The sequence below is a fragment of the Pseudomonas sp. Cab53 genome, assembly GCF_018325965.1.
Classification (GTDB): domain Bacteria; phylum Pseudomonadota; class Gammaproteobacteria; order Pseudomonadales; family Pseudomonadaceae; genus Aquipseudomonas; species Aquipseudomonas chlororaphis_E.
The window spans coordinates 4,897,392-4,916,152 of the sequence record NZ_AP021902.1 but is presented as its reverse complement, the minus strand read 5'-3'; the positions used below and the strand labels follow the sequence as shown (position 1 = coordinate 4,916,152).

The 18,761-nt window shown below is 63.3% G+C and carries 16 protein-coding genes; 4 read left to right on the top strand and 12 right to left on the bottom strand.

The window, feature by feature from the left end:
- Window positions 1–225: 225 nt before the first annotated feature.
- The 6 genes from KI241_RS21470 to KI241_RS21445 form a co-directional block, all read right to left on the bottom strand.
- Window positions 226–1,557 (bottom strand): DUF58 domain-containing protein, encoded by a 1,332-nt coding sequence (locus KI241_RS21470; protein ID WP_212802974.1) that lies wholly within the window; start codon window positions 1,555–1,557, stop codon window positions 226–228.
- Between the two features lie 175 nt (window positions 1,558–1,732).
- Window positions 1,733–2,737 (bottom strand): MoxR family ATPase, encoded by a 1,005-nt coding sequence (locus KI241_RS21465; RefSeq protein WP_042732447.1) that lies wholly within the window; start codon window positions 2,735–2,737, stop codon window positions 1,733–1,735.
- A complete protein-coding gene (locus KI241_RS21460) occupies window positions 2,734–3,897 on the bottom strand; it encodes a DUF4350 domain-containing protein (RefSeq protein WP_212802973.1) in 1,164 nt (387 codons plus the stop codon). Before KI241_RS21460 ends, KI241_RS21465 begins: the two co-directional genes overlap by 4 nt.
- Window positions 3,894–5,432, bottom strand: coding sequence for a DUF4129 domain-containing protein (locus tag KI241_RS21455; protein ID WP_212802972.1), 1,539 nt, complete (start codon window positions 5,430–5,432; stop codon window positions 3,894–3,896). Before KI241_RS21455 ends, KI241_RS21460 begins: the two co-directional genes overlap by 4 nt.
- Window positions 5,419–6,393 (bottom strand): stage II sporulation protein M, encoded by a 975-nt coding sequence (locus tag KI241_RS21450; protein ID WP_042732448.1) that lies wholly within the window; start codon window positions 6,391–6,393, stop codon window positions 5,419–5,421. Before KI241_RS21450 ends, KI241_RS21455 begins: the two co-directional genes overlap by 14 nt.
- Entirely contained in the window at window positions 6,390–7,115 is a 726-nt protein-coding gene (locus tag KI241_RS21445; protein WP_053145787.1) for an RDD family protein, read from the bottom strand. The genes KI241_RS21450 and KI241_RS21445 overlap by 4 nt, the downstream gene beginning before the upstream one ends.
- A gap of 238 nt (window positions 7,116–7,353) precedes the next feature.
- On the opposite strand from KI241_RS21445, the gene sbcB reads away from it, so the two are divergent.
- Entirely contained in the window at window positions 7,354–8,790 is a 1,437-nt protein-coding gene (sbcB, locus tag KI241_RS21440) for an exodeoxyribonuclease I (protein ID WP_212802971.1), read from the top strand.
- 83 nt (window positions 8,791–8,873) lie between these two features.
- Here sbcB and mvaT read toward each other — a convergent pair whose 3' ends face one another.
- Window positions 8,874–9,251, bottom strand: a complete 378-nt coding sequence (gene mvaT, locus KI241_RS21435; RefSeq protein ID WP_042732166.1) for a histone-like nucleoid-structuring protein MvaT — start codon at window positions 9,249–9,251, stop codon at window positions 8,874–8,876.
- A 306-nt stretch (window positions 9,252–9,557) separates the two neighbouring features.
- Here mvaT and purU point away from each other — a divergent pair, with 306 nt between their 5' ends.
- Together purU and KI241_RS21425 are read left to right on the top strand one after the other, a co-directional pair.
- On the top strand, window positions 9,558–10,406 hold the full coding sequence (gene purU / locus KI241_RS21430; protein ID WP_003178545.1) for a formyltetrahydrofolate deformylase: 849 nt from the start codon (window positions 9,558–9,560) through the stop codon (window positions 10,404–10,406).
- Between the two features lie 75 nt (window positions 10,407–10,481).
- Entirely contained in the window at window positions 10,482–10,679 is a 198-nt protein-coding gene (locus KI241_RS21425; RefSeq protein ID WP_042732167.1) for a hypothetical protein, read from the top strand.
- On the opposite strand, the gene KI241_RS21420 is transcribed toward KI241_RS21425, so the two are convergent.
- The 4 genes from KI241_RS21420 to KI241_RS21405 all read right to left on the bottom strand — a co-directional run bounded on the left by KI241_RS21420 (window position 10,660) and on the right by KI241_RS21405 (window position 15,634).
- On the bottom strand, window positions 10,660–11,655 hold the full coding sequence (locus tag KI241_RS21420; protein WP_123578469.1) for a lysylphosphatidylglycerol synthase transmembrane domain-containing protein: 996 nt from the start codon (window positions 11,653–11,655) through the stop codon (window positions 10,660–10,662). The two genes, KI241_RS21425 and KI241_RS21420, sit on opposite strands and share 20 nt — an antisense overlap.
- Complete coding sequence (locus tag KI241_RS21415; protein ID WP_212802970.1) at window positions 11,652–12,419, bottom strand: DUF2334 domain-containing protein; 768 nt, start codon at window positions 12,417–12,419, stop codon at window positions 11,652–11,654. Before KI241_RS21415 ends, KI241_RS21420 begins: the two co-directional genes overlap by 4 nt.
- 16 nt (window positions 12,420–12,435) lie before the next feature.
- Complete coding sequence (locus KI241_RS21410) at window positions 12,436–13,557, bottom strand: glycosyltransferase family 1 protein (RefSeq protein ID WP_212802969.1); 1,122 nt, start codon at window positions 13,555–13,557, stop codon at window positions 12,436–12,438.
- Between the two features lie 187 nt (window positions 13,558–13,744).
- Window positions 13,745–15,634 (bottom strand): methyl-accepting chemotaxis protein, encoded by a 1,890-nt coding sequence (locus KI241_RS21405; RefSeq protein WP_123578467.1) that lies wholly within the window; start codon window positions 15,632–15,634, stop codon window positions 13,745–13,747.
- A 184-nt stretch (window positions 15,635–15,818) separates the two neighbouring features.
- Between KI241_RS21405 and KI241_RS21400 the strand changes: the two genes are divergently transcribed.
- Entirely contained in the window at window positions 15,819–17,309 is a 1,491-nt protein-coding gene (locus tag KI241_RS21400; protein ID WP_212802968.1) for a helicase HerA-like domain-containing protein, read from the top strand.
- Between the two features lie 786 nt (window positions 17,310–18,095).
- Here the strand turns inward: KI241_RS21400 and KI241_RS21395 are convergent.
- Window positions 18,096–18,551, bottom strand: coding sequence for a DciA family protein (locus KI241_RS21395; RefSeq protein WP_042731596.1), 456 nt, complete (start codon window positions 18,549–18,551; stop codon window positions 18,096–18,098).
- Window positions 18,552–18,761: the final 210 nt, after the last annotated feature.

The following is an 18,761-nucleotide window of genomic DNA, read 5'->3' as shown; positions in this document are numbered from 1 at the left end:
ACCCTGCGAACAGCCACCATCAAGTGCGGGGATAGGGGGACCCGACTGGATGAAGCCTGTGCGCATCACCTTTACCACCGGGCGACTAAACCCGATCGCTGGAAATCAGCGACGCGAATCAAGTTACGGGGCAAGGCCAAGGCGCACAAGTCGGCGGATTCTGGCGGGTCTGTAGTCCGTTGCGCACGGCGCAGTAGTCGCCCGGACCTTTCTTACAGATCCGGTCTAGGCGGTTCCGGCCTTCTTCCAGGCCAGGTACTGGGTAACCAGTTGTGCGCCCAGCTCACTGGGGCGGGCGTCCTGCGTGGGAATGGCGTGGGCGCTCAACTGCTGGTGCAATTGGGCCCGCGCATTCAAATAATCCACCGTGCCGCAATAGGCCAGGGCTTCGGGCAGGGTCTGCACCGGCGCCTGACGCAATCGGTCGAGGGCTTCTTCACGCAGGCTGGCCACCAGGACCCGATGCTGTTGGCCCAGCCGTTTCACCGCGGCCAGCAGTTCTTCGTCGTCTTCATCGCGCAGGTTGGTCACCAGCACCACCAGCGCCCGGCGCTTTTGCCGGGCCAGCAGTTGAGTGACGGCTGCCTGGTAGTCGGCGGGACGCTGACTGCTGTCGAGGTCGTATACGGCGTTGAGCAGAACATTGAGCTGGCCGCTGCCCTTGACTGGGGCGAGGTAGCGGGCCTGGTCGCTGGCGAAGGTGCTCAGGCCCACGGCGTCGCCCTGGCGCAGCGCGGTGTAGCTGAGCAGCAGGCAGGCGTTGAGTGCGTGATCGAAATGCGACAGTTCGCCGTCCTGGCTGCGCATGCGGCGGCCGCAATCGAGCATGAAGATGATCTGCTGGTCGCGCTCGTCCTCATACTCCCGGGCAATCGGCGTGCGATGGCGGGCGGTGGCTTTCCAGTCGATCTGCCGCAGGCTGTCGCCTTCGCGAAATTCCCGCAGTTGATGGAATTCCTGGCCCTGGCCCCGCCGCTGGCGTTGGCGTATGCCGAGCTGGCTGAGCCAGTTGTCCACCGCCAGTAACTGGCCGTCGTAGAGGCGGGCGAAATCGGGGTAGACGCGGGTGGCGTCGAGGGCGTCCAGCAGGCGCCGGTCAGACCACAGCCCCAGTGGGCTCGGCAGGCTGACCTCGCAGTGTTCGAAGCTGAAATGGCCGCGCTTGAGCGGGCGCAGGCGGTAGCCGATCTGACTGCGTTGGCCGGGTTGAAGCTCGACCGACAGCGGCAGGTTGTCGAAATCCAGGCCGTCCGGTACGTGGTCGAAAAGCTGAATCTGCAAGGGCGGGGCAAAATCATGGGTAATGTCCAACCGGACTTCACCCCAGCGTCCCAGCGCCAGACTGCCCGGCATCTGCCGTTGCACCCGCGGCGAGGGCAAGCGCTTGAGGCGCACGGCGTCGATCAGCGCCAGGGCCAACAGGGCCAGCATCAAGCCCCAGTCGATCGACAGCAGCGTCGCCGGCAGCGCCACGCCCAATGCCCGCAATGCACCCAGCAAGATGCTCACGGCCAGCAGGACGGCGAGCCAGGTCAGCAGCAGGCGGGAGGGTTTCATCGGAACGTTTCCTGCGAAAGAAATGCAGAGCGAGCTTTTGTGGCGAGGGGATTTATCCCCGCTGGCCGCGAAGCGGCCCTTTGCGGTGTATCAGTCGGAATCCGGGGGCCGCTTCGCAGCCCAACGGGGATAAATCCCCTCGCCACAAAGGTGTTCCTGATCATGTTGGTGTGACTCACAACCGCGGCGCCGGCACTTGGTCCAGCAGTTGCCCGAGCACCTGGTCCACCGAGAGCCCTTCGATGTCCAGCTCCGGTGCCAGCCGTACCCGATGACGCAACACGGCCAGGGCGCAGCCCTTGATGTCGTCCGGCACCACGAATTCGCCCCCACGCAACAATGCTCGGGCTCGGGCACAGCGCACCAGCGCGATCGAGGCGCGAGGTCCGGCACCAAGGGTCAGGCCCGGCCAGCTGCGGGTGGTGCGGGCCAGGCGCACGGCGTAGTCGAGCACCTGATCGTCCATCGGCAGGTCGCTGGCGATACGTTGCAGCACCTGCACGTCCTTGGCCTGCAACACCGTGCGCAGCGGCTGCACGTCGAGCATGTCGGCACGGGTCGAGCGGCTGACCTGGCGAACCATGTCCAACTCCCGCTCCGCGTCGGGGTAGTCCATCCGCACCTTGAGCATGAAGCGGTCGAGCTCGGCTTCCGGCAGCGGGTAGGTGCCTTCCTGTTCGATGGGGTTCTGGGTGGCGAGCACCATGAACGGCTGGGCGATGGGCAGGGCGCGGCCTTCGAGGGTGACCTGGCGTTCCTGCATGGCTTCGAGCAGCGCGGCCTGGGTCTTGGCCGGCGCGCGGTTGATCTCGTCGGCCAGCAGGAGGTTGGTGAACACCGGCCCCTTGCGCAGCTTGAATTGCTCGGTCTGCAAGTCGTACACCGCATGACCGGTGACATCGCTGGGCATCAGGTCGGGGGTGAACTGGATGCGCGCGAACTCGCCACCGAAACAGCGGGCCAGCGCGCGCACCAGCAAGGTCTTGCCAAGGCCCGGAACACCTTCGAGCAGGACATGACCGCCGGCGATCAACGCCGTGAGCACATCGTCGATCACCGCCGCCTGACCGACCACCGCCTTGTGCAGTTCGGTACGGATGGCCTGGGCCAACTGACTGGCGCGCTGGCGCTGTTGGACGGCGTGGGCCTGGCCGTCGACAGGTTCGTTCTGTTCAGTCATAGGGCATTCCTGAGGGTTTGCAAATGGGCGACCTGACGGCAGAACTCCGCGTTGGACAGGCGCTGTTTCGGCCGCGGGCTCAAGGCTTGGCTGATGGCTCGCGTGGGCTGGCGGGTCAAGCGGGCGAGCACCTGCCATTGGTCGGCAACCGCCAGTTGTTCGAAGCCCGGATGAAGATGCCGGGCGCGGCGCAACACATCCTGCTGCAAGGCCTGCAGCAAGTACTGCCGGCCATTGTGGCGCATGTGGAAGCCGGCGCTGGCCTGCAAGTGCTCTTCCAGCTGACGCCGGGCCTTGGACGCCGGCGGCTGGATCGGGCCCAGGCGTACCGCTGAGCGCCAGAGCCACAGCGCAACCAGTGCGAGCAGTGCCACCAGCGCCTGGGGGAAATAGCGCAGCAGCAAGGTCAGCAGGCTGTCGTGGTCCGTGTTGAACAGCAGCGTGACATCGGTGTCGGCAGTCAGATACCAGAGCAGCCAGGCGTTGTCGTACTGCTCGATCTGCCCGTTCTTCCACAACTCGGCGTCGGTGATCACCGTGATCGAACCCAGGCCATGGTTCAGTTGCATCATGTGGGTGGACTGTGCGCTGTTCGCCCAGGCCTGGGCCAGGTTGTGCGGGTCTTCGAGGTGGAAGTCGGTGTCGAAGCCGACATACGCCGGGGCCTCTTCGTCCTCCAGGTACAGCTTGGTCAGCTCGGGATAGCGGTCTTTGATGAGTTCGGGTGGCGCTTGCTTGAGGTCCTTGCTCAAGGACTGGCGCAGGCGCACGCGGTCCAGCAGCAGATCGCCGCTGCTGCCGGTGCTGTCATCCCACAGGGCCTCGGCGACAAACAACAGGCGGCCACCGGCCCGGGTCCAGTTCAGCAGTTGCTCGACCTGGCGGGGTGTCATGTTGGTGCGTTCGCCCAGCAACAGCAGGCTGTTCTGGCGCGGTTCCAGGGCCGGCAGCCCATCCAGGTTGTTGGCGTGCGCGACGTTGATGCCTTGCTGGCGCAAGAACTGTTCGGCGGCCAGGTAGGGGTTGGCCTGGGCTTCAGGGGACGGGCCGTGATCGACGGTTTCCTGGTACGGCACGGCCTTGGCGCTGAGGTAACTCACCAGCGTCGCGAGCAGCGCGGCCACCAGGGCCAGGGTCAGCCAAGCGGCGCGCCGGCTCATGGGGTGGCTCCCGGGCCGAACAGCCCACGCCAGTCGTCACACAGTTGCTGTTGCAGGTCGGGCGGTGGCGTCCGGTGCCCATAGGCGATGTTCTGCCAATGCAGGGTCAGGCGTTTGCTGAACCCCAGCAGGCGTTCATGCTCAAGCTGTTCGACCCGGTGCAGCACCTGGCCTTCGGTGTCGGCGGCTTTCAAGGGCACCTTGAAGTCATGGTGCAAGCGGCTGAGCAGCGCCCGGTAGAGCAAGCCCAGCGCTTCCCGGGGATGGGCCGACCACAGTTGCTCGGCGCTGGCCGCGACATCCACCGGCAGGCTTTCTTCGCGGATATCCAGGCCGAACATCTGCGTCGGAGCCGGTCGGTCCAAGTGGGGCTGTTTGGCCGGGCGGCGAACCATCAACAGGTTGAGTCGTTCCCGATAGCGCCAGACCAGCCAGACGATCGCGCTCGCCAGGCAGGCCCAGAGCAGGATCTGGATCAGCCCGGCGGCGAGGTCGAAACGCTGGCCGGCCATCCACTTGAACAACCCTTTGAGCCAGTCCGGATTGGCCTCGGCCTCGGGTGATTGGCTTTTCTCTTCGCCAAAGCGATAGCGGGTGATCGTTTCCGGGTTCTTGAACGGCGGTGCTTGCAGGATCGTCTTGATGCTGTCCCTGGAGGCTTCGCTGGTGAGAGGCTGGTTGAGCAGGCGTGGGCGCTCGGGAGCGTTGCTGTCTTCGTCGGCCCAGGCCGCAGGGGGCATGGGCGCGAGCGTCAAGGCCAGCAACAGCAGCAATGGCGCGACGCCGAGCAAGCGCTGGCGCAGGCGTCGGAACACCAGTTCGATGTCCCAGGCCTCGAGGATCGTGCGCCGGTTCAGGTAGAGGCTGAAGCCGCAGGCGACATAGATCGGCTCCCAGACGATCAGCAGCAGGGGATAAAGAACGTTGACCAGGTGCTCGAACCACAACCAGTCCTGTTCGGTCGCGGTTATCAGCTTCTGCCAGTCCCATTCCAGTTCGACCTGTTGCGGCACGAACAGATAGAACAGGACCATCAGGCCGAACCACAGGGCGGTCTCCAAATGCACGCCGATGACGGTCAACCATTGCGCGGCGCCGCCATTGCGTTGCAACAACACCCGCAAGCGCTGCTCCCGGGCCTCGCCGGCCAGGCCCTCCAATTGCACCACGGGCATCAGGAAGCTGCGGCTCAGGCTCAGCCGACGCCAGGTCAGGCTTGCCAGCAACTGTGGCTTGAGCAGCGCTGGCCATTGGCGCAAGGCCTGGCGCAATGTCGGGGTTTCGCCAAACAGCGCCTTGGACAGAATGTACAACGGCAGGCGGTCGAAGGCCGGCTTCAGCCACCAGAACAGGAACATCACCAGGTTTGGCGACTTCCACAACAACAGCGTCAGCAACGCATACACGGGCAGGGTGCTGATGGCCCAACTGGTCATCAGCAGCCGTCGATGCTGCTGGCTCATCAGCACGCCCAGGTCCATGGCTTCCCAGGTGGTGCGGGGGCGGATCACGACGGTGGCGTCACTCAGGCGCATGGCGGGCTCGTCCGGCAAGCGACAGGTAGCTGATCACCAGCAGCCACAGCAGTGCGCCGACCGTGTACTTGGTGGCGGGCGTCACGGCGCTGGAAGACCAATAGGCCTCGATGAACGCGGCGATGAGCAGGAACAGGATGACCCCGGCAATGATCTGCACGCTCTTGCCGGCGGCGAGCCGCAGCGCCTCGCCCCGGGTGAGGCGGCCCGGAGCGATCAACGCCCAGCCCAATTGCAGGCCGGCGGCGCCTGCCAGGGCGATGGCGGTCAGTTCGAACGCGCCGTGGCCGATCACGAAGGGCCAGAACGTCCCGCCGGAACCGATCTCGGTCAGGTGACCGGCGATTGCGCCGATGGTCAGTCCGTTGAAAAACAGGAAGAACGCGCTGCCCAAGCCAAACATCAAGCCACTGGCGAACGTCTGAAAGGCGATGCCGATGTTATGCATGATGTAGTAGCCGAACATGATCCAATCTTCGCTGGAGGCGCGCTCGACGGAGCGTCCCAGGTGCCCGGCGGCCGGATCGTACATGCCGCGCACCTGGCTGACTTCCTCGGCGCCCAGGATGCTGTAGACCAGGTCGGGAAACAGGTACACCAGCAGCCCGATGCCGATCAGGCTGCCAAGGAACATCACGCTCGCCGCCAGCACGAAGCGCCATTGCGCGCGGACCAGTCGCGGGAAACCGGCCAGGATAAAGTCCGAAAGGCTCGCCGACGGTCGGCTGCGGTCCCGGTAGAGTTGCTGGTGGCCGCGCAACGCCAATTGTTGCAGGGTATCCACCAGCAAGCTGCTGTAGCCCCGGGCCTGGGCCAGCGCCAGATGGTGGCAAAGCCGTCGGTAGGCGGGCGGGAAGTCGCTGTCCTGGGGCACGCGGCGGTTGCGTTCCAGTTGGTCGAGCTGCCGGGACAGGCGGTCCCATTCCTCTTGGTGACGGCTTTCGAAAAGACTTTGCTTCATGTAGGCCCCAGCAGGCCACGGGCAATGCCGTTGAGTTCGGCCACGGCCCGTGGCGGCTGGACATTCAAGGGCTCGGCCAGGATAGCGGCCAGCTCGCTGACCCGTGCCTTGGACAGTTCGGCCTGGCGTTCGGCGAAACCGAGCACGGTACGTTGCTCGTCGACACTCAGGGCAAAAGGCGGGCGGATCGGCGTTGCCATGGGCAGCGCCGGGCGCTTGACCGGTTGCTCGCGATACACCACCAGCGTGCCGGCTGCCAGGTCGCCCAGGCGTTTGAAGGTCGGATGCTGCAGGCAACTGATCGCGCCGAAGGTATAGCCGAAGGGCAGCATGTCGACAAAGCGCAACAGGTTGCGGATCAGCGACGCCGACCAGCCGATGGGCCGGCCGTCGTCCTGCACCACGCGCAGGCCCATGATCTGTTTGCCGGGGGAGCGGCCCTGGTGCAGCACTTCGAACAGCACCATGTACCACCAACTGATGACGAACAGCAGGATGGAGCCCAGGCCAATCCCCAGCTCACCGAAGAACGCCAGGATGATGAACAGCAGGCCCAGCACCAGGCCGCGTATCGCCAGGTCGATGGCAAACGCCAGTGAACGGGGCATCAACCCCGCCGGGCGCAATGGCAGGTCGATGCCTTCGGGCGTCTCGACCTGATACCGCGTGTCCAATGGCGGTGGCAGCGTCGCGGTCCTTTGCAGTGCTGGTGTCTCGAGCATGGGCAACCTGAGTGATGGGCCGGGTCGAACGGTCGATGTCGGCGTCGATGCTAGCAGAAAACGGTGGGCGCGAGCCTGCTCGCGAACGCGGTGAGGCGGGTGATGTCGAGGCGGATGGTGGCGCTGCCTTCGCGAGCAGGCTCGCTCCCCTCAGAAGTGTTTCCAAAACAGGCACAGTGCTGGCCGACGGTAGGGTCGAGCGCCTAGACTTCGCCCGTCTACAGTTCAGGAACAGCCCGTGACTTCCATCTTCTGGTACGACTACGAAACCACCGGCATCAACCCGCGTTGCGACCGGCCCTTGCAGGTGGCGGGGATCCGTACCGATTTCGAACTCAATGAAATCGACGCGCCGGTGAACCTGTATTGCCGGCCCAGCGACGACATCCTGCCTCATCCGGCGGCCTGTGCGATCACCGGGATCACCCCTGCCTGCCTGGCGGAAAACGGCTTGAGCGAAGCCGACTTCATGACCCGCGTCCACGCCCAACTGGCCGCGCCGGGTACCTGTGGCGCCGGTTACAACACCCTGCGCTTCGACGACGAGATGACCCGCTACAGCCTCTATCGCAATTTCTTCGACCCGTATGCCCGTGAGTGGCAGGGCGGCAACAGCCGCTGGGACCTGATCGACCTGGTGCGCGCCGCCTATGCCCTGCGCCCGGACGGCATCGTCTGGCCGGAGGAAGATGGCCGCGTCACCCTCAAGCTCGAGCGCCTGACCGCCGCCAATGGCATCGATCATGGCCAGGCCCATGATGCGTTGTCGGACGTGCGCGCCACCATCGCCCTGGCCCGCCTGATTCGCCAGCGGCAACCCCGGCTCTACGATTGGCTGTTCCAGCTGCGCAGCAAACAGAAGGTGATGGACCAGGTGCGCCTGTTACAGCCGATGGTGCACATATCCGGGCGCTTCTCGGCCGCGCGAAATTTTATCGGTGTGGTGCTGCCGCTGGCCTGGCATCCGAAAAACCGCAACGCGCTGATTGTCTGCGACTTGCACCTCGATCCCCAGGGGTTGCTGGACCACGACGCCGAAACCCTGCGCCAGCGTCTGTACACCCGCCGCGAAGCGCTGCTCGAAGGCGAGCTGCCGGTGCCGCTCAAGCTCATCCACATCAACAAATGCCCGGTGGTCGCGCCGCTCTCGGTGCTGCGGGCCGAGGACCAGCAGCGCTTGCAACTGGACATGGCCGGCTACCAGCAGCGGGCGTTACAACTGACGGACGCGCAGCAAGTTTGGCAGGACAAACTTCAGGCCATTTACGCACGGGAGGATTTCGCCGCCAGCGACGATCCCGAGCAACAGTTATACGCAGGCTTCATTGGCGATCGTGACCGGCGTTTATGTGAACAAGTCCGCCTGGCCGATCCGGCACAATTGGCACAAGAGCGCTGGCCGTTCGACGATGAGCGTTTACCGGAACTACTGTTCCGTTATCGTGCGCGCAACTTCCCGGACACATTGAATGCTGAAGAGCAGCAGCGTTGGAGAGTTTTCTGTCAACAACGCCTGTCTTCCCCGCAATGGGGCGCGCCTAATACCCTGGAAAGTTTTGATGTGGCAATGGCAGAGTGGCTGTCCCTGGCGACACCCTTACAGCGAGAAGTACTCATGCAATGGCAAGGCTACAGCCAGCAATTGCGTAAACGTTTAAGCCTTGATTTGCCGTGAAGTAAGCAAGATGACAGGCATAAAAAAACGCCAGCAATGCTGGCGTTTTTTTGTTCGCAAGGAACGGTGCGAGCCGGTGAGGCTTAACCCAGCAGGGTTGCCCAGCCTTCAACCACGTCACCGCCCCACTTGGCTTTCCACTCTTTCAGCGTCTTGTGGTTGCCACCTTTGGTTTCGATGACTTCGCCGTTGTGCGGGTTTTTGTATTGCTTAACTTTGCGAGCACGTTTGGTGCCGGTAGTTTTGACGGCGCCACGTGGAGCCTTGCTCGACTTGGCATCCGGATCCAGCAGGGCAATGATGTCGCGCAGGGACTTGGAGTATTCGCCCATCAACGTGCGCAGTTTGCCTTCGAATTCCAGCTCGGTCTGCAGCTTGTCGTCCTGGGACAGGTTTTTCAGACGGGCTTGCAGTTCTTTGATGGCTTCTTCGGTGGCACGGTATTCATTGATCAGGGACATGTGGACTACCTTATGTAGGGCTTGGGGTGACAAGGGCACAGTGCGGCAATAGTAATCAGACAGTTTCATCAAGTAAACATTTAACCGATGTTTTATTTAATTAATTAGTGCTGTGCCACAAAAATCGCTATTGCAGTTAAATACCGTCCTGCCGACTTCACGCCCGTTCACACATATAGCTAGCCGCCCTGAGCTGCGCCTTGCGCGGCTCAGGGGCGCGTGGGGCACCGATTGCTTGATCGATACTGCAGTTTTGCCGCGCAATGGCTAGAATAGCCGCCTTTGCGAAGTTCTGGAGTTCCCCTAATGCGCACTTTTCGGCTGGTGATTGCTTGCCCGGACCGCGTCGGTATCGTTGCTAAAGTCAGTAACTTTCTGGCGTCCCATAACGGCTGGATCACTGAAGCAAGCCATCACTCGGACAATCAGAGCGGCTGGTTTTTCATGCGTCACGAGATTCGTGCCGACTCGCTGCCCTTTGGCATCGAGGCTTTTCGCGAGGCTTTCGCGCCGATTGCCGAAGAGTTCTCGATGGACTGGCGCATCACCGACACCGCGCAGAAAAAACGCGTGGTGCTGATGGCCAGTCGCGAGTCCCACTGCCTGGCAGACTTGCTGCACCGCTGGCACAGCGATGAGCTCGATTGCGATATCGCCTGTGTGATTTCCAATCACGACGACCTGCGTAGCATGGTCGAGTGGCACGGCATCCCGTACTACCACGTACCGGTCAACCCGCAGGACAAGCAGCCGGCATTCGCCGAGGTTTCGCGCCTGGTCAAGCAGCACGATGCCGAGGTGGTGGTGCTGGCCCGCTACATGCAAATCCTGCCGCCGGCCCTGTGCAGCGAATACGCGCACAAGGTCATCAATATCCACCACAGCTTCCTGCCGTCCTTCGTCGGTGCCAAGCCGTACCACCAGGCCTCGATGCGCGGCGTGAAGCTGATTGGCGCCACTTGCCATTACGTCACCGAGGAGCTGGACGCCGGTCCGATCATCGAGCAGGACGTGGTCCGCGTCAGCCACAGCGATAGCATCGAAGACATGGTGCGTTTCGGGCGTGACGTGGAGAAAATGGTCCTGGCGCGGGGCTTGCGTTATCACCTGGAAGACCGGGTGCTGGTGCATGGCAACAAGACTGTGGTGTTCTGACCGAACGGCCATCGTGGTGGGGGATCAAGCGCCCTCACCACAGCATGCCCGCCAGATGTTTACCGAAGGTGCACCATGACCGATCCACTGGACAAAGCCACTTCGAAGGCGCCGGCCACCCTCGGTGAGGGTTGCCTGAGCCGCTACGATCCCGAGGAGCTGGGCCCGGAAGACGGTACGGAGTTTCCCGACGCCGCCGAACTGTGGAAACAGACCCATCCCGAAGATCATCCCGATCCCGAGCAGCCAGCTCTCACGCCTGACGCAGGCTGATCAGCTTCTTGATCAATGGTCGCCCGACCATCAGCAAGAACACCGGCCCACCGGCCACCAGATAGAAATAATAGGTGACCGCCCGCCAGATCAGGATGGCCGCGGCCGCGGTGGATTTGCCCACCATCGGCGCGAGCAGCGCCGCCGAGGTCAGTTCTGCCGCCCCCGCACCGCCCGGCAGCAGGCTGAATTGCCCGGCACTCAAGGACAGCATCTGGATCAGGAAACTCCAGGCCCATTGCAAGTCCGCCCCCAGCCCCTTCAAGGCCAGGTACAGCACGCTGTAACGCAACGCCCAATGCAGGCAAGTCAGGCCGAATACCTGGAACAGCGTCTGGCGTGGCAGTTTCAGGGTGTCGGTGAACGCTGCGAGAAAATGCAGGATCTTGCGTCCCCAGCGATGGCGGGTGGCGGTCTTCACTCGCAGATGCCGCAGCAGGCGCGCGCCCAGCAGGATCAACCGGCGGTGATAGCGCGCCACCAGCACGCAGCCGAACAGCCCGCCAAACAATGAAACAGCGCTCACGGCCAGCATCCATTCCATGCGCTGGCTGAGGTTCTGGAACAGCGCGTAGAACAGGATGCCCACCAGGGCGCAGAGAAAGAACAGCAGGTCGCTCAACTGGTCCATGGCGAATACGGCGCTGCTGTGGGCCGGCCGTACGCCATTGCGCGCCAGCAGGGCCATCAAGGTCAGTGGCCCGCCACTGCCGCCGGGTGTCGCGCACATGGCGAACTCGGTGGACATCACCACCCCCAGGCTCTTGAACCGGCCCAGGCGCCCCCGGTGCTCACCCAGCAACAGGCGCAGGCGCAGCGAGTTCAGGGCCCAGCACAGTATGATCATGCCGAGCATGATCAGCAGCAAGGACAAGGGAAAGCGCTGTACCCGTGCCCACATGTCCGTGCCGCCCACCAACAGCGGGACCAGCAAGGCCATGAGCAGCGCGGCGGCCAGCCAGAGCAGCCGCTTCATGCCGCGCTGCTGACCCGCAGGCCCTGGGTGGCCAGCCAGTCGACCTTGGTCATTGGCACGCGGCCTTCATTGAGCAGGCGTTCGAGGGTCTGCAGCCAGTAGTCTCGGGAAAACCGATGGCGCATGTCCACTGGGTGCAGGCCCAGGCGAATCACCGGTGCCTGGCGCCAGCGTTGTTCACACTGGTCGCTGAGGACTTTCGACAGCCCCCGGCGCCAGGCGCTGCGGGCGCTCCACACCAGCCCGGGAGCGTCGAGCGGAGTAAAGTCGGGCAGGCGATACAGGTGCTGGGTGTCGCTGGTGTAGCTCAGCGGTAACTGACGCAAGGCCCGGCGCGTGCCTTCGCTCATCAGCCAGGCCGGGGCGACGAAGCCTTCCAGCGGCCATTGGTAGCGTTCGAAGGTTTCGATGCCGGCGCGCAGGCGGGCGAGGGCGGCTTCTTCGCCCAGGCTGTAGAACTCGCCTTCATGGGTGTAGACCCGGCGCATGAACCAGTCCTTGGGGTGGCGAGCCGCCGGCCCATCATCGCAATGGTAATAGCCGTGCAACACCAGTTCGTCGCCGCGCTCCACGCGTCGGTCGAGCAGGCGTCGGAAGTCGGGGTGGTCCTGCAATGCATTGGTGTGGTGGAAATCCGGCACCACCAGCCAGGTCATCGGCACATCGCCCAGGGCGTCGACGGCTTCGACGAAGGGTTGGTAGTCGGGCCAGGTTTGCGGCGCTACGTCGTGCAGCACCAAAAGCACGCTGGGCGAGGTATTCATCGGCACGGTCCTCGCTTCAACCATTGGCCAGCAGTGGCATCTGCTCGCCGAGCACCGCGTAGTAATGCCCCAGCAGGTTGTTGACCACTGAATCCCAGGCGTAATAACGCTCCACGTGCCGGCGCGCCAGCACGCCACGGCGCTGGCAGCCCTCGGCGAACAGTTGCCGCACGGCGTTGGCCATGGCTTGTGGATTGTTCGGTGTGCACAGCAGGCCGCAGTTTTCATGGACGATTTCGGTGAAGGCGCCGGCTGCCACGGCCACCACGGGGATGCCGCTGGCCATCGCCTCGAGGATCACCAGGCCGAAGGTTTCCTGGTCGCCGGCATGCAACAGCGCGTCGGCGCTGGCCATGAGCCGCGCGACTTGCGGTGCCGGGCAGAACTCATCCACCACGGTGACGTTGTCCGGCACCAGCGCCGGCATCGATGAGCCCACCAGCAGCAGGTGATAGCGCTCGCCCAGGCGCTTCATGCACTTGAGCAGCACCGGCAGGTTTTTTTCCTTGGAGCCGCGACCGGCGAAGATCAGCAGGCGGGTGTCTTCGGCGATCCCCAGTTCCGCCCGCAGCTCCGGGTCACGGGCGGCGGGGGTGAAGGTTTGCAGATCCACGCCCAGGGGTTGCACGTGGACATTCCTGACCCCCAGCCCGGTCAGCTTGTCAGCCATGACCTGGCTGGGCGCCAGGACCCGGTCGAAGTTGCCATACAGCTTGCTGACATACGCTTCGATATTGGGGGTGAACCAGTTGCCCATGCGGTTGCTCACCAGCAGTGGCAGGTCGGAGTGATAGAAACCAATGACGGGCACGTCGAGCTGGCGGCGGGCATCCAGGGCGGCCCAGGCGGTGAGGTAGGGGTCGCCGACTTCGATCAGGTCCGGTTGCAGATCACGCAGGACATTGCGCCAGGGCGCCAGGCGCAGGGGGAAGCGGTAGCCCTTGCCGAAAGGCAGCGCCGGGGCCGGGACCTTGTAGACCCCGTCGTGCTCGCTCAAATGTGCGCCGGGAATCAGCAGGCTGTGGCGAATACCGGGCCGATCGCCCAGGCGCCGGTGCTTGGCATCCAGGTAAGTGCGCACGCCGCCGCTGGCAGGGGCGTAGAACATGGTTATGTCCGCTATATGCACGATGAACATCCCTCCGGTCTGTGTTCTCCTTTGTTGACCTTTATGAAGAATAGATGTTCGGTTGGGTTGCGGTGGGGCGGGGTGTCAGTGGAGTGCTGCTTGATTTGACAGGCCCTCATCGCGAGCGAGCTCCCACAGGGTTAGCGCAAATCCCCGTGGGAGCGAGCTTGCTCGCGATGAGGCCAGTTCAGGCGCTTTAGATCCTGAAACTGCCCACCAACTGCTTGAGCCGCGCCGCCTGCCGCTCCAGGTCGGCACAGGCGCGCAAGGTCGATTGCAGGTTCTCCACCCCTTCCTGGTTCAGCGTGTTGATCTCGGTGATGTCGACGTTGATCGATTCCACCACGGCCGTCTGCTCTTCCGTGGCGGTGGCCACGGACTGGTTCATGCCGTCGATTTCACCGATGCGCTGGGTCACGCTGTTCAGGCGCTCGCCGGCCAGGTTGGCGATCTCCACGCTTTCCTGGCTGTGGCGCTGGCTGTCGTTCATGGTCATGACCGAATCCCGGGCGCCGACCTGCAGTTCCTCGATCATGGTCTGCACTTGTTGTGCCGATTCCTGGGTGCGGTGGGCGAGGTTGCGCACCTCGTCCGCCACCACGGCAAACCCGCGTCCGGCTTCACCGGCCCGAGCGGCCTCGATCGCGGCGTTGAGGGCCAGCAGGTTGGTCTGCTGGGAAATGCTGGTGATCACCTCCAGGATCTGGCCAATGTTCACGGTTTTGCTGTTCAACGTCTCGACGTTGTTGCTCGACGTGCTCAGCAGCTCGGAAAGGCGATTCATCGCGGCAATGCTGCGGTCTACCACGTGCTGGCCGTCCTCGGCCAGGCCACGGGCGTCGCTGGCCTGATGGGACGCCTGGGCGGCATTGCGGGCGATCTCCTGGGCGGCGGCGCCCAGTTGGTTGATCGCGGCGGCCACGCTGTTGGTGCGGCTCGATTGTTCGTCGGAGTTGACCATTGACGAGTTCGACGCGCTCACCACGCGCAGGGCGACTTCATTGACGTGTTCGGTGGCGGAGGACACTTCGCGGATCGAACCGTGGATGCGCTCGACGAAACGGTTGAAGGCGATGCCCAGAATGCCGAATTCGTCCTGGTTCTGGATCGTCAGGCGCTTGGTCAGGTCGCCTTCACCGTCGGCGATGTCTTCCATGGCCCGGGTCATGGTGTGCAGCGGCTGGATCAGCAGGCGGATCAGCATGCTCAACAGCGCGATGATGAAGATCACGGCAATGATCGTCGCCACGACTGCCGAGGTACGGAAATCGCTCAGCATCGCGTAGGCCAGGTCTTTATCCACCGAGACCCCGACGTACCAGTTCACCGAAGGCAGGCCCTTGATCGGCACGAAAGTGACAATGCGCGAGTGGCCGTCCACCTCGACTTCGGTGATCTGTTCGCTGATTTTCGGCGTGTTGCCTGGGTAGGCTTCGGCCAGGGTTTTCATGACCAGGGCCTTGTCCGGGTGCACCAGGATCTTGCCATCGGCGCTGACCAGGTAAGCATAGCCCATGCCATCGAAGTCCACGGTCTTGAGGTTGTCGACAATGGCTTGCAGGCTCAGGTCGCCGCCCACGACGCCGACGGTCTGTGTGGCGTTCCGGGCAGCACTGGCAATGGAGATGATCAGCCCGCCACTGGCGGCGTCGATGTACGGTTCGGTCAGGGTCGAGGTGCTGCTGCTCTGCGCGCCCTTGTACCAGGGGCGTACGCGAGGGTCGAAGCCGTCGGGCATCTTCGCGTCGGGGCGAATGATGAAGCTGCCCTGGGCGTCGCCCAGGTAGGAAGCCATGAAGGTTGCGGTCAGTGCTTTCTGCTCCAGCAGCCGGGTGACGCTGGCGGAGTCCGGGCTGGCGGAAATGTTCTGGGCCAGGTTTTCGATGAGCAGGATCCGCCCGCTGAGCCAGGTCTGGATGTTGCTCGCGGTGACCTCGGCCATTTCATGCAGGTAGCCGTCGAGGTCGTCGCGGATGGCATTGCGTTGCAGGTAATCGTTGTATGACGTGAAGGAGGCGAAGGCGGCAACGACGATCAGGGCGGCGGCAAGGAGGATTTTATGGCTGAAACGCAGGTTTTTCTTCATGGTTCGAGGTTCCGCTGAATCTTATGGCTCTGGGCGTGCTTTTATATGGAAAGTTCGCTAAATATCGCCGTATTGAAAAAAGCTGATATTTCCATCTCCCTGGGAATTATCCGACCTTGTTTTCAGTAGGGTCTGTCATTTGGTATCGGCCAAGCAGGGCCACAGATTAACCACAGGTGACGAAATGCCTGACTCACTCAAGCTTGTTATCGGCGCCGACCCGACCGGCCAACCCCTCTCCCAGGCGATGCGCCTGGCGAACCGCCACGGCTTGGTGGCGGGCGCCACCGGCACCGGCAAGACCGTGACCTTGCAGCGCCTGGCCGAAGCGTTCAGCGATGCGGGTGTGGCGGTGTTCGCGGCGGACATCAAGGGCGACCTGTGCGGCCTCGGCGCTGCCGGCAACCCCCAGGGCAAAGTGGCCGAGCGGATCGCCGGCATGCCTTGGCTCGGCCACACGCCCCAGGCCTATCCGGTGACGTTGTGGGACATCCACGGCCAATCCGGTCATCCACTGCGCACCACCTTGAGTGAAATGGGCCCGTTGCTGATCGGCAGCCTGCTGGAGCTCACCGACAGCCAGCAGTCGGCGCTGTACGCCGCGTTCAAGGTGGCTGACCGTGAAGGGCTGTTGCTACTTGACCTCAAGGACCTCAAGGCGTTGCTCAACCACCTCAGGGACAACCCCGAGTTGCTGGGGGACGACGCGGCGCTGATGACCACCGGTTCCAGCCAGGCCTTGCTAAGACGCTTGTCCAGCCTGGAGCAGCAAGGTGCGGAAGCGTTGTTCGGCGAGCCGGCCTTGCAGCTCGAAGACATCTTGCAACCGGCCAGCGATGGCCGGGGACGCATCCACCTGCTGGACGCCAGTCGGCTGGTCCATGAGGCGCCGAAAGTCTACGCGACCTTCCTGCTGTGGCTGCTGGCCGAGTTGTTCGAACAGTTGCCCGAGCGCGGCGATGCGGACAAACCGCTATTGGCGCTGTTTTTCGACGAGGCGCACCTGTTGTTCGCCGGCACGCCCAAGGCCTTGCAGGAGCGCCTGGAACAAGTGGTGCGGCTGATCCGTTCCAAGGGTGTCGGGGTGTATTTCGTGACCCAGTCGCCGGGCGATTTACCAGACGATGTACTGGCGCAATTGGGCTTGCGTATCCAGCACGGCTTGCGGGCTTTCACCGCCAAGGAGCAGAAATCCCTGCGGGCGGTGGCGGACGGTTTTCGCCCGAACCCGCAGTTCGATGCCTTGGCGGTGCTGACCGAGCTGGGCATCGGCGAAGCCCTGGTGGGCACCCTGCAGGAAAAAGGTACGCCGGAAATGGTCCAGCGCGTGCTGGTGGCACCACCGCAATCGCGCATCGGGCCGTTGAGCGAGGCCGAGCGCGCCGCGTTGATCGCCCGCTCGCCACTGCAAGGGCGCTATGACAAGCCCATTGATCGCGAGTCGGCCTATGAAGTGTTGATGGGGCGTAAAGGGCTGGAACCTGAGGCCGAGGCCGCGCCGGACAAACCGGCGGCTGAACAGCCGAGCCTTGCCGACAGGGCCGGGGAGTTCCTCGGCACGGCAGCGGGGCAGGCGCTCAAGTCGGCAATGCGTCAGGCGGCCAACCAGTTGGGCCGTCAACTGGTGCGCGGGTTGATGGGCTCATTGCTGGGCGGCAGCAAGCGCCGCCGGTAGTCAGGACCGAGTCGCGCCCTTCGCCAGCAGGGGAATTTTGCCGACACAGGATTTCTGCTCGACGCAATCCCTGTGGGAGCGGGCTTGCTCGCGAAGGCGCTGGGTCAGCCACTTATTCTTAAATGACAGACCGCTTTCGCGGGCAAGCCCGCTCCCACAGAAGGGCCGAGGTGAGCACAATTTTTGTGGCCGCTGAAAAACGCTTGTGGGAGCGAGCTTGCTCGCGAAGGCGCTGGGTCAGCCACTTATTCTTAAATGACAGACCGCTATCGCGGGCAAGCCCGCTCCCACAGAAGGGCCGAGGTGAACACAATTTTTGTGGCTGCTGAAAAACGCTTGTGGGAGCGAGCTTGCTCGCGAAGGCGTTGGGTCAGCCACTTATTCTTAAATGACAGACCGCTATCGCGGGCAAGCCCGCTCCCACAGAAGGGCCGAGGTGAACACAATTTTTGTGGCCGCTGAAGAACGCTTGTGGGAGCGGGCTTGCTCGCGAAGGCGTTGGGTCAGCCACTTATTCTTAAATGACAGACCGCTATCGCGGGCAAGCCCACTCCCACAGAAGAGCCGAGGTGAACACAATTTTTGTGGCCGCTGAAAAACGCTTGTGGGAGCGAGCTTGCTCGCGAAGGCGTTGGGTCAGCCACTTATTCTTAAATGACAGACCGCTTTCGCGGGCAAGCCCACTCCCACAGAAGAGCCGAGGTGAACACAATTTTTGTGGCCGCTGAAAAACGCTTGTGGGAGCGAGCTTGCTCGCGAAGGCGATCGACTGGACGAAGCAACGTCTCAAGTCTTGGGGCGCGCGTGCGCCGCCAGGCGCTCCAGCGCCGCCCGCAGGTTGGGATCGCTGATGCCCTCGGCCGTGGACTGGATGGTCGCGGCGGCATCCTGGGACAGGTCCAGCGTGTGCCCCTTGGCACCGACCTGCACGGTAGGCGGCTGGACCTTGAACTGGATCCGCACCAGGCCGGCGAACTCTTCGAACGCCTGCAACTGGCGCAGCAGGCGTTTTTGCTGGTAGCGCAGGCGCGTGGCCCAGTGGCCGTCGGTGACAATCAGCAACAAACTGCCTTCGCGCCAGGACGCCACGTGACAATGCTCGCGAGCGGCAGGTTGCAGTTGGCTGTCCAGCAGCCGCTGCAGGTGGCCCAGGCGCCTGGCATGGCCGAAGATGGCTTTCAGCGGCTTGGCTTCGCGCAGCAGGATGGCGGGCGCCTTGGCGGTAAGGGGGCGAAAGGCCATGAATGAATACCGCAAGTGACAGAGGCGCCATGGTAACAGAAAGCATCGCAGGCGCCTGGGCCCTGTGGTCTGGGGCGTTTTGCCTGGGCAATCAACGCTTAACTTCTGCGTTTTGTGGGTTGAAGTTCGCGCAAAAGCCCTTATTTTAAGCAAGCCCCGTCACAGCGCTGTGCCAGCATCGTGGAATAACGCCACTTTCCTCTCCATCGT

Coding starts and splice junctions, on each gene's coding strand:
- KI241_RS21465 (WP_042732447.1), bottom strand. CDS start 2,737: ATGACTGAACAGAACGAACCTGTCGACGGCCAGGCCCACGCCGTCCAA.
- KI241_RS21420 (WP_123578469.1), bottom strand. CDS start 11,655: ATGAAGCGGCTGCTCTGGCTGGCCGCCGCGCTGCTCATGGCCTTGCTG.
- purU (WP_003178545.1), top strand. CDS start 9,558: ATGCGCACTTTTCGGCTGGTGATTGCTTGCCCGGACCGCGTCGGTATC.
- KI241_RS21470 (WP_212802974.1), bottom strand. CDS start 1,557: ATGAAACCCTCCCGCCTGCTGCTGACCTGGCTCGCCGTCCTGCTGGCC.
- KI241_RS21405 (WP_123578467.1), bottom strand. CDS start 15,634: ATGAAGAAAAACCTGCGTTTCAGCCATAAAATCCTCCTTGCCGCCGCC.
- KI241_RS21425 (WP_042732167.1), top strand. CDS start 10,482: ATGACCGATCCACTGGACAAAGCCACTTCGAAGGCGCCGGCCACCCTC.
- KI241_RS21460 (WP_212802973.1), bottom strand. CDS start 3,897: ATGAGCCGGCGCGCCGCTTGGCTGACCCTGGCCCTGGTGGCCGCGCTG.
- KI241_RS21400 (WP_212802968.1), top strand. CDS start 15,819: ATGCCTGACTCACTCAAGCTTGTTATCGGCGCCGACCCGACCGGCCAA.
- KI241_RS21415 (WP_212802970.1), bottom strand. CDS start 12,419: ATGAATACCTCGCCCAGCGTGCTTTTGGTGCTGCACGACGTAGCGCCG.
- KI241_RS21450 (WP_042732448.1), bottom strand. CDS start 6,393: ATGAAGCAAAGTCTTTTCGAAAGCCGTCACCAAGAGGAATGGGACCGC.
- KI241_RS21395 (WP_042731596.1), bottom strand. CDS start 18,551: ATGGCCTTTCGCCCCCTTACCGCCAAGGCGCCCGCCATCCTGCTGCGC.
- KI241_RS21455 (WP_212802972.1), bottom strand. CDS start 5,432: ATGCGCCTGAGTGACGCCACCGTCGTGATCCGCCCCCGCACCACCTGG.
- KI241_RS21410 (WP_212802969.1), bottom strand. CDS start 13,557: ATGTTCATCGTGCATATAGCGGACATAACCATGTTCTACGCCCCTGCC.
- KI241_RS21445 (WP_053145787.1), bottom strand. CDS start 7,115: ATGCTCGAGACACCAGCACTGCAAAGGACCGCGACGCTGCCACCGCCA.
- mvaT (WP_042732166.1), bottom strand. CDS start 9,251: ATGTCCCTGATCAATGAATACCGTGCCACCGAAGAAGCCATCAAAGAA.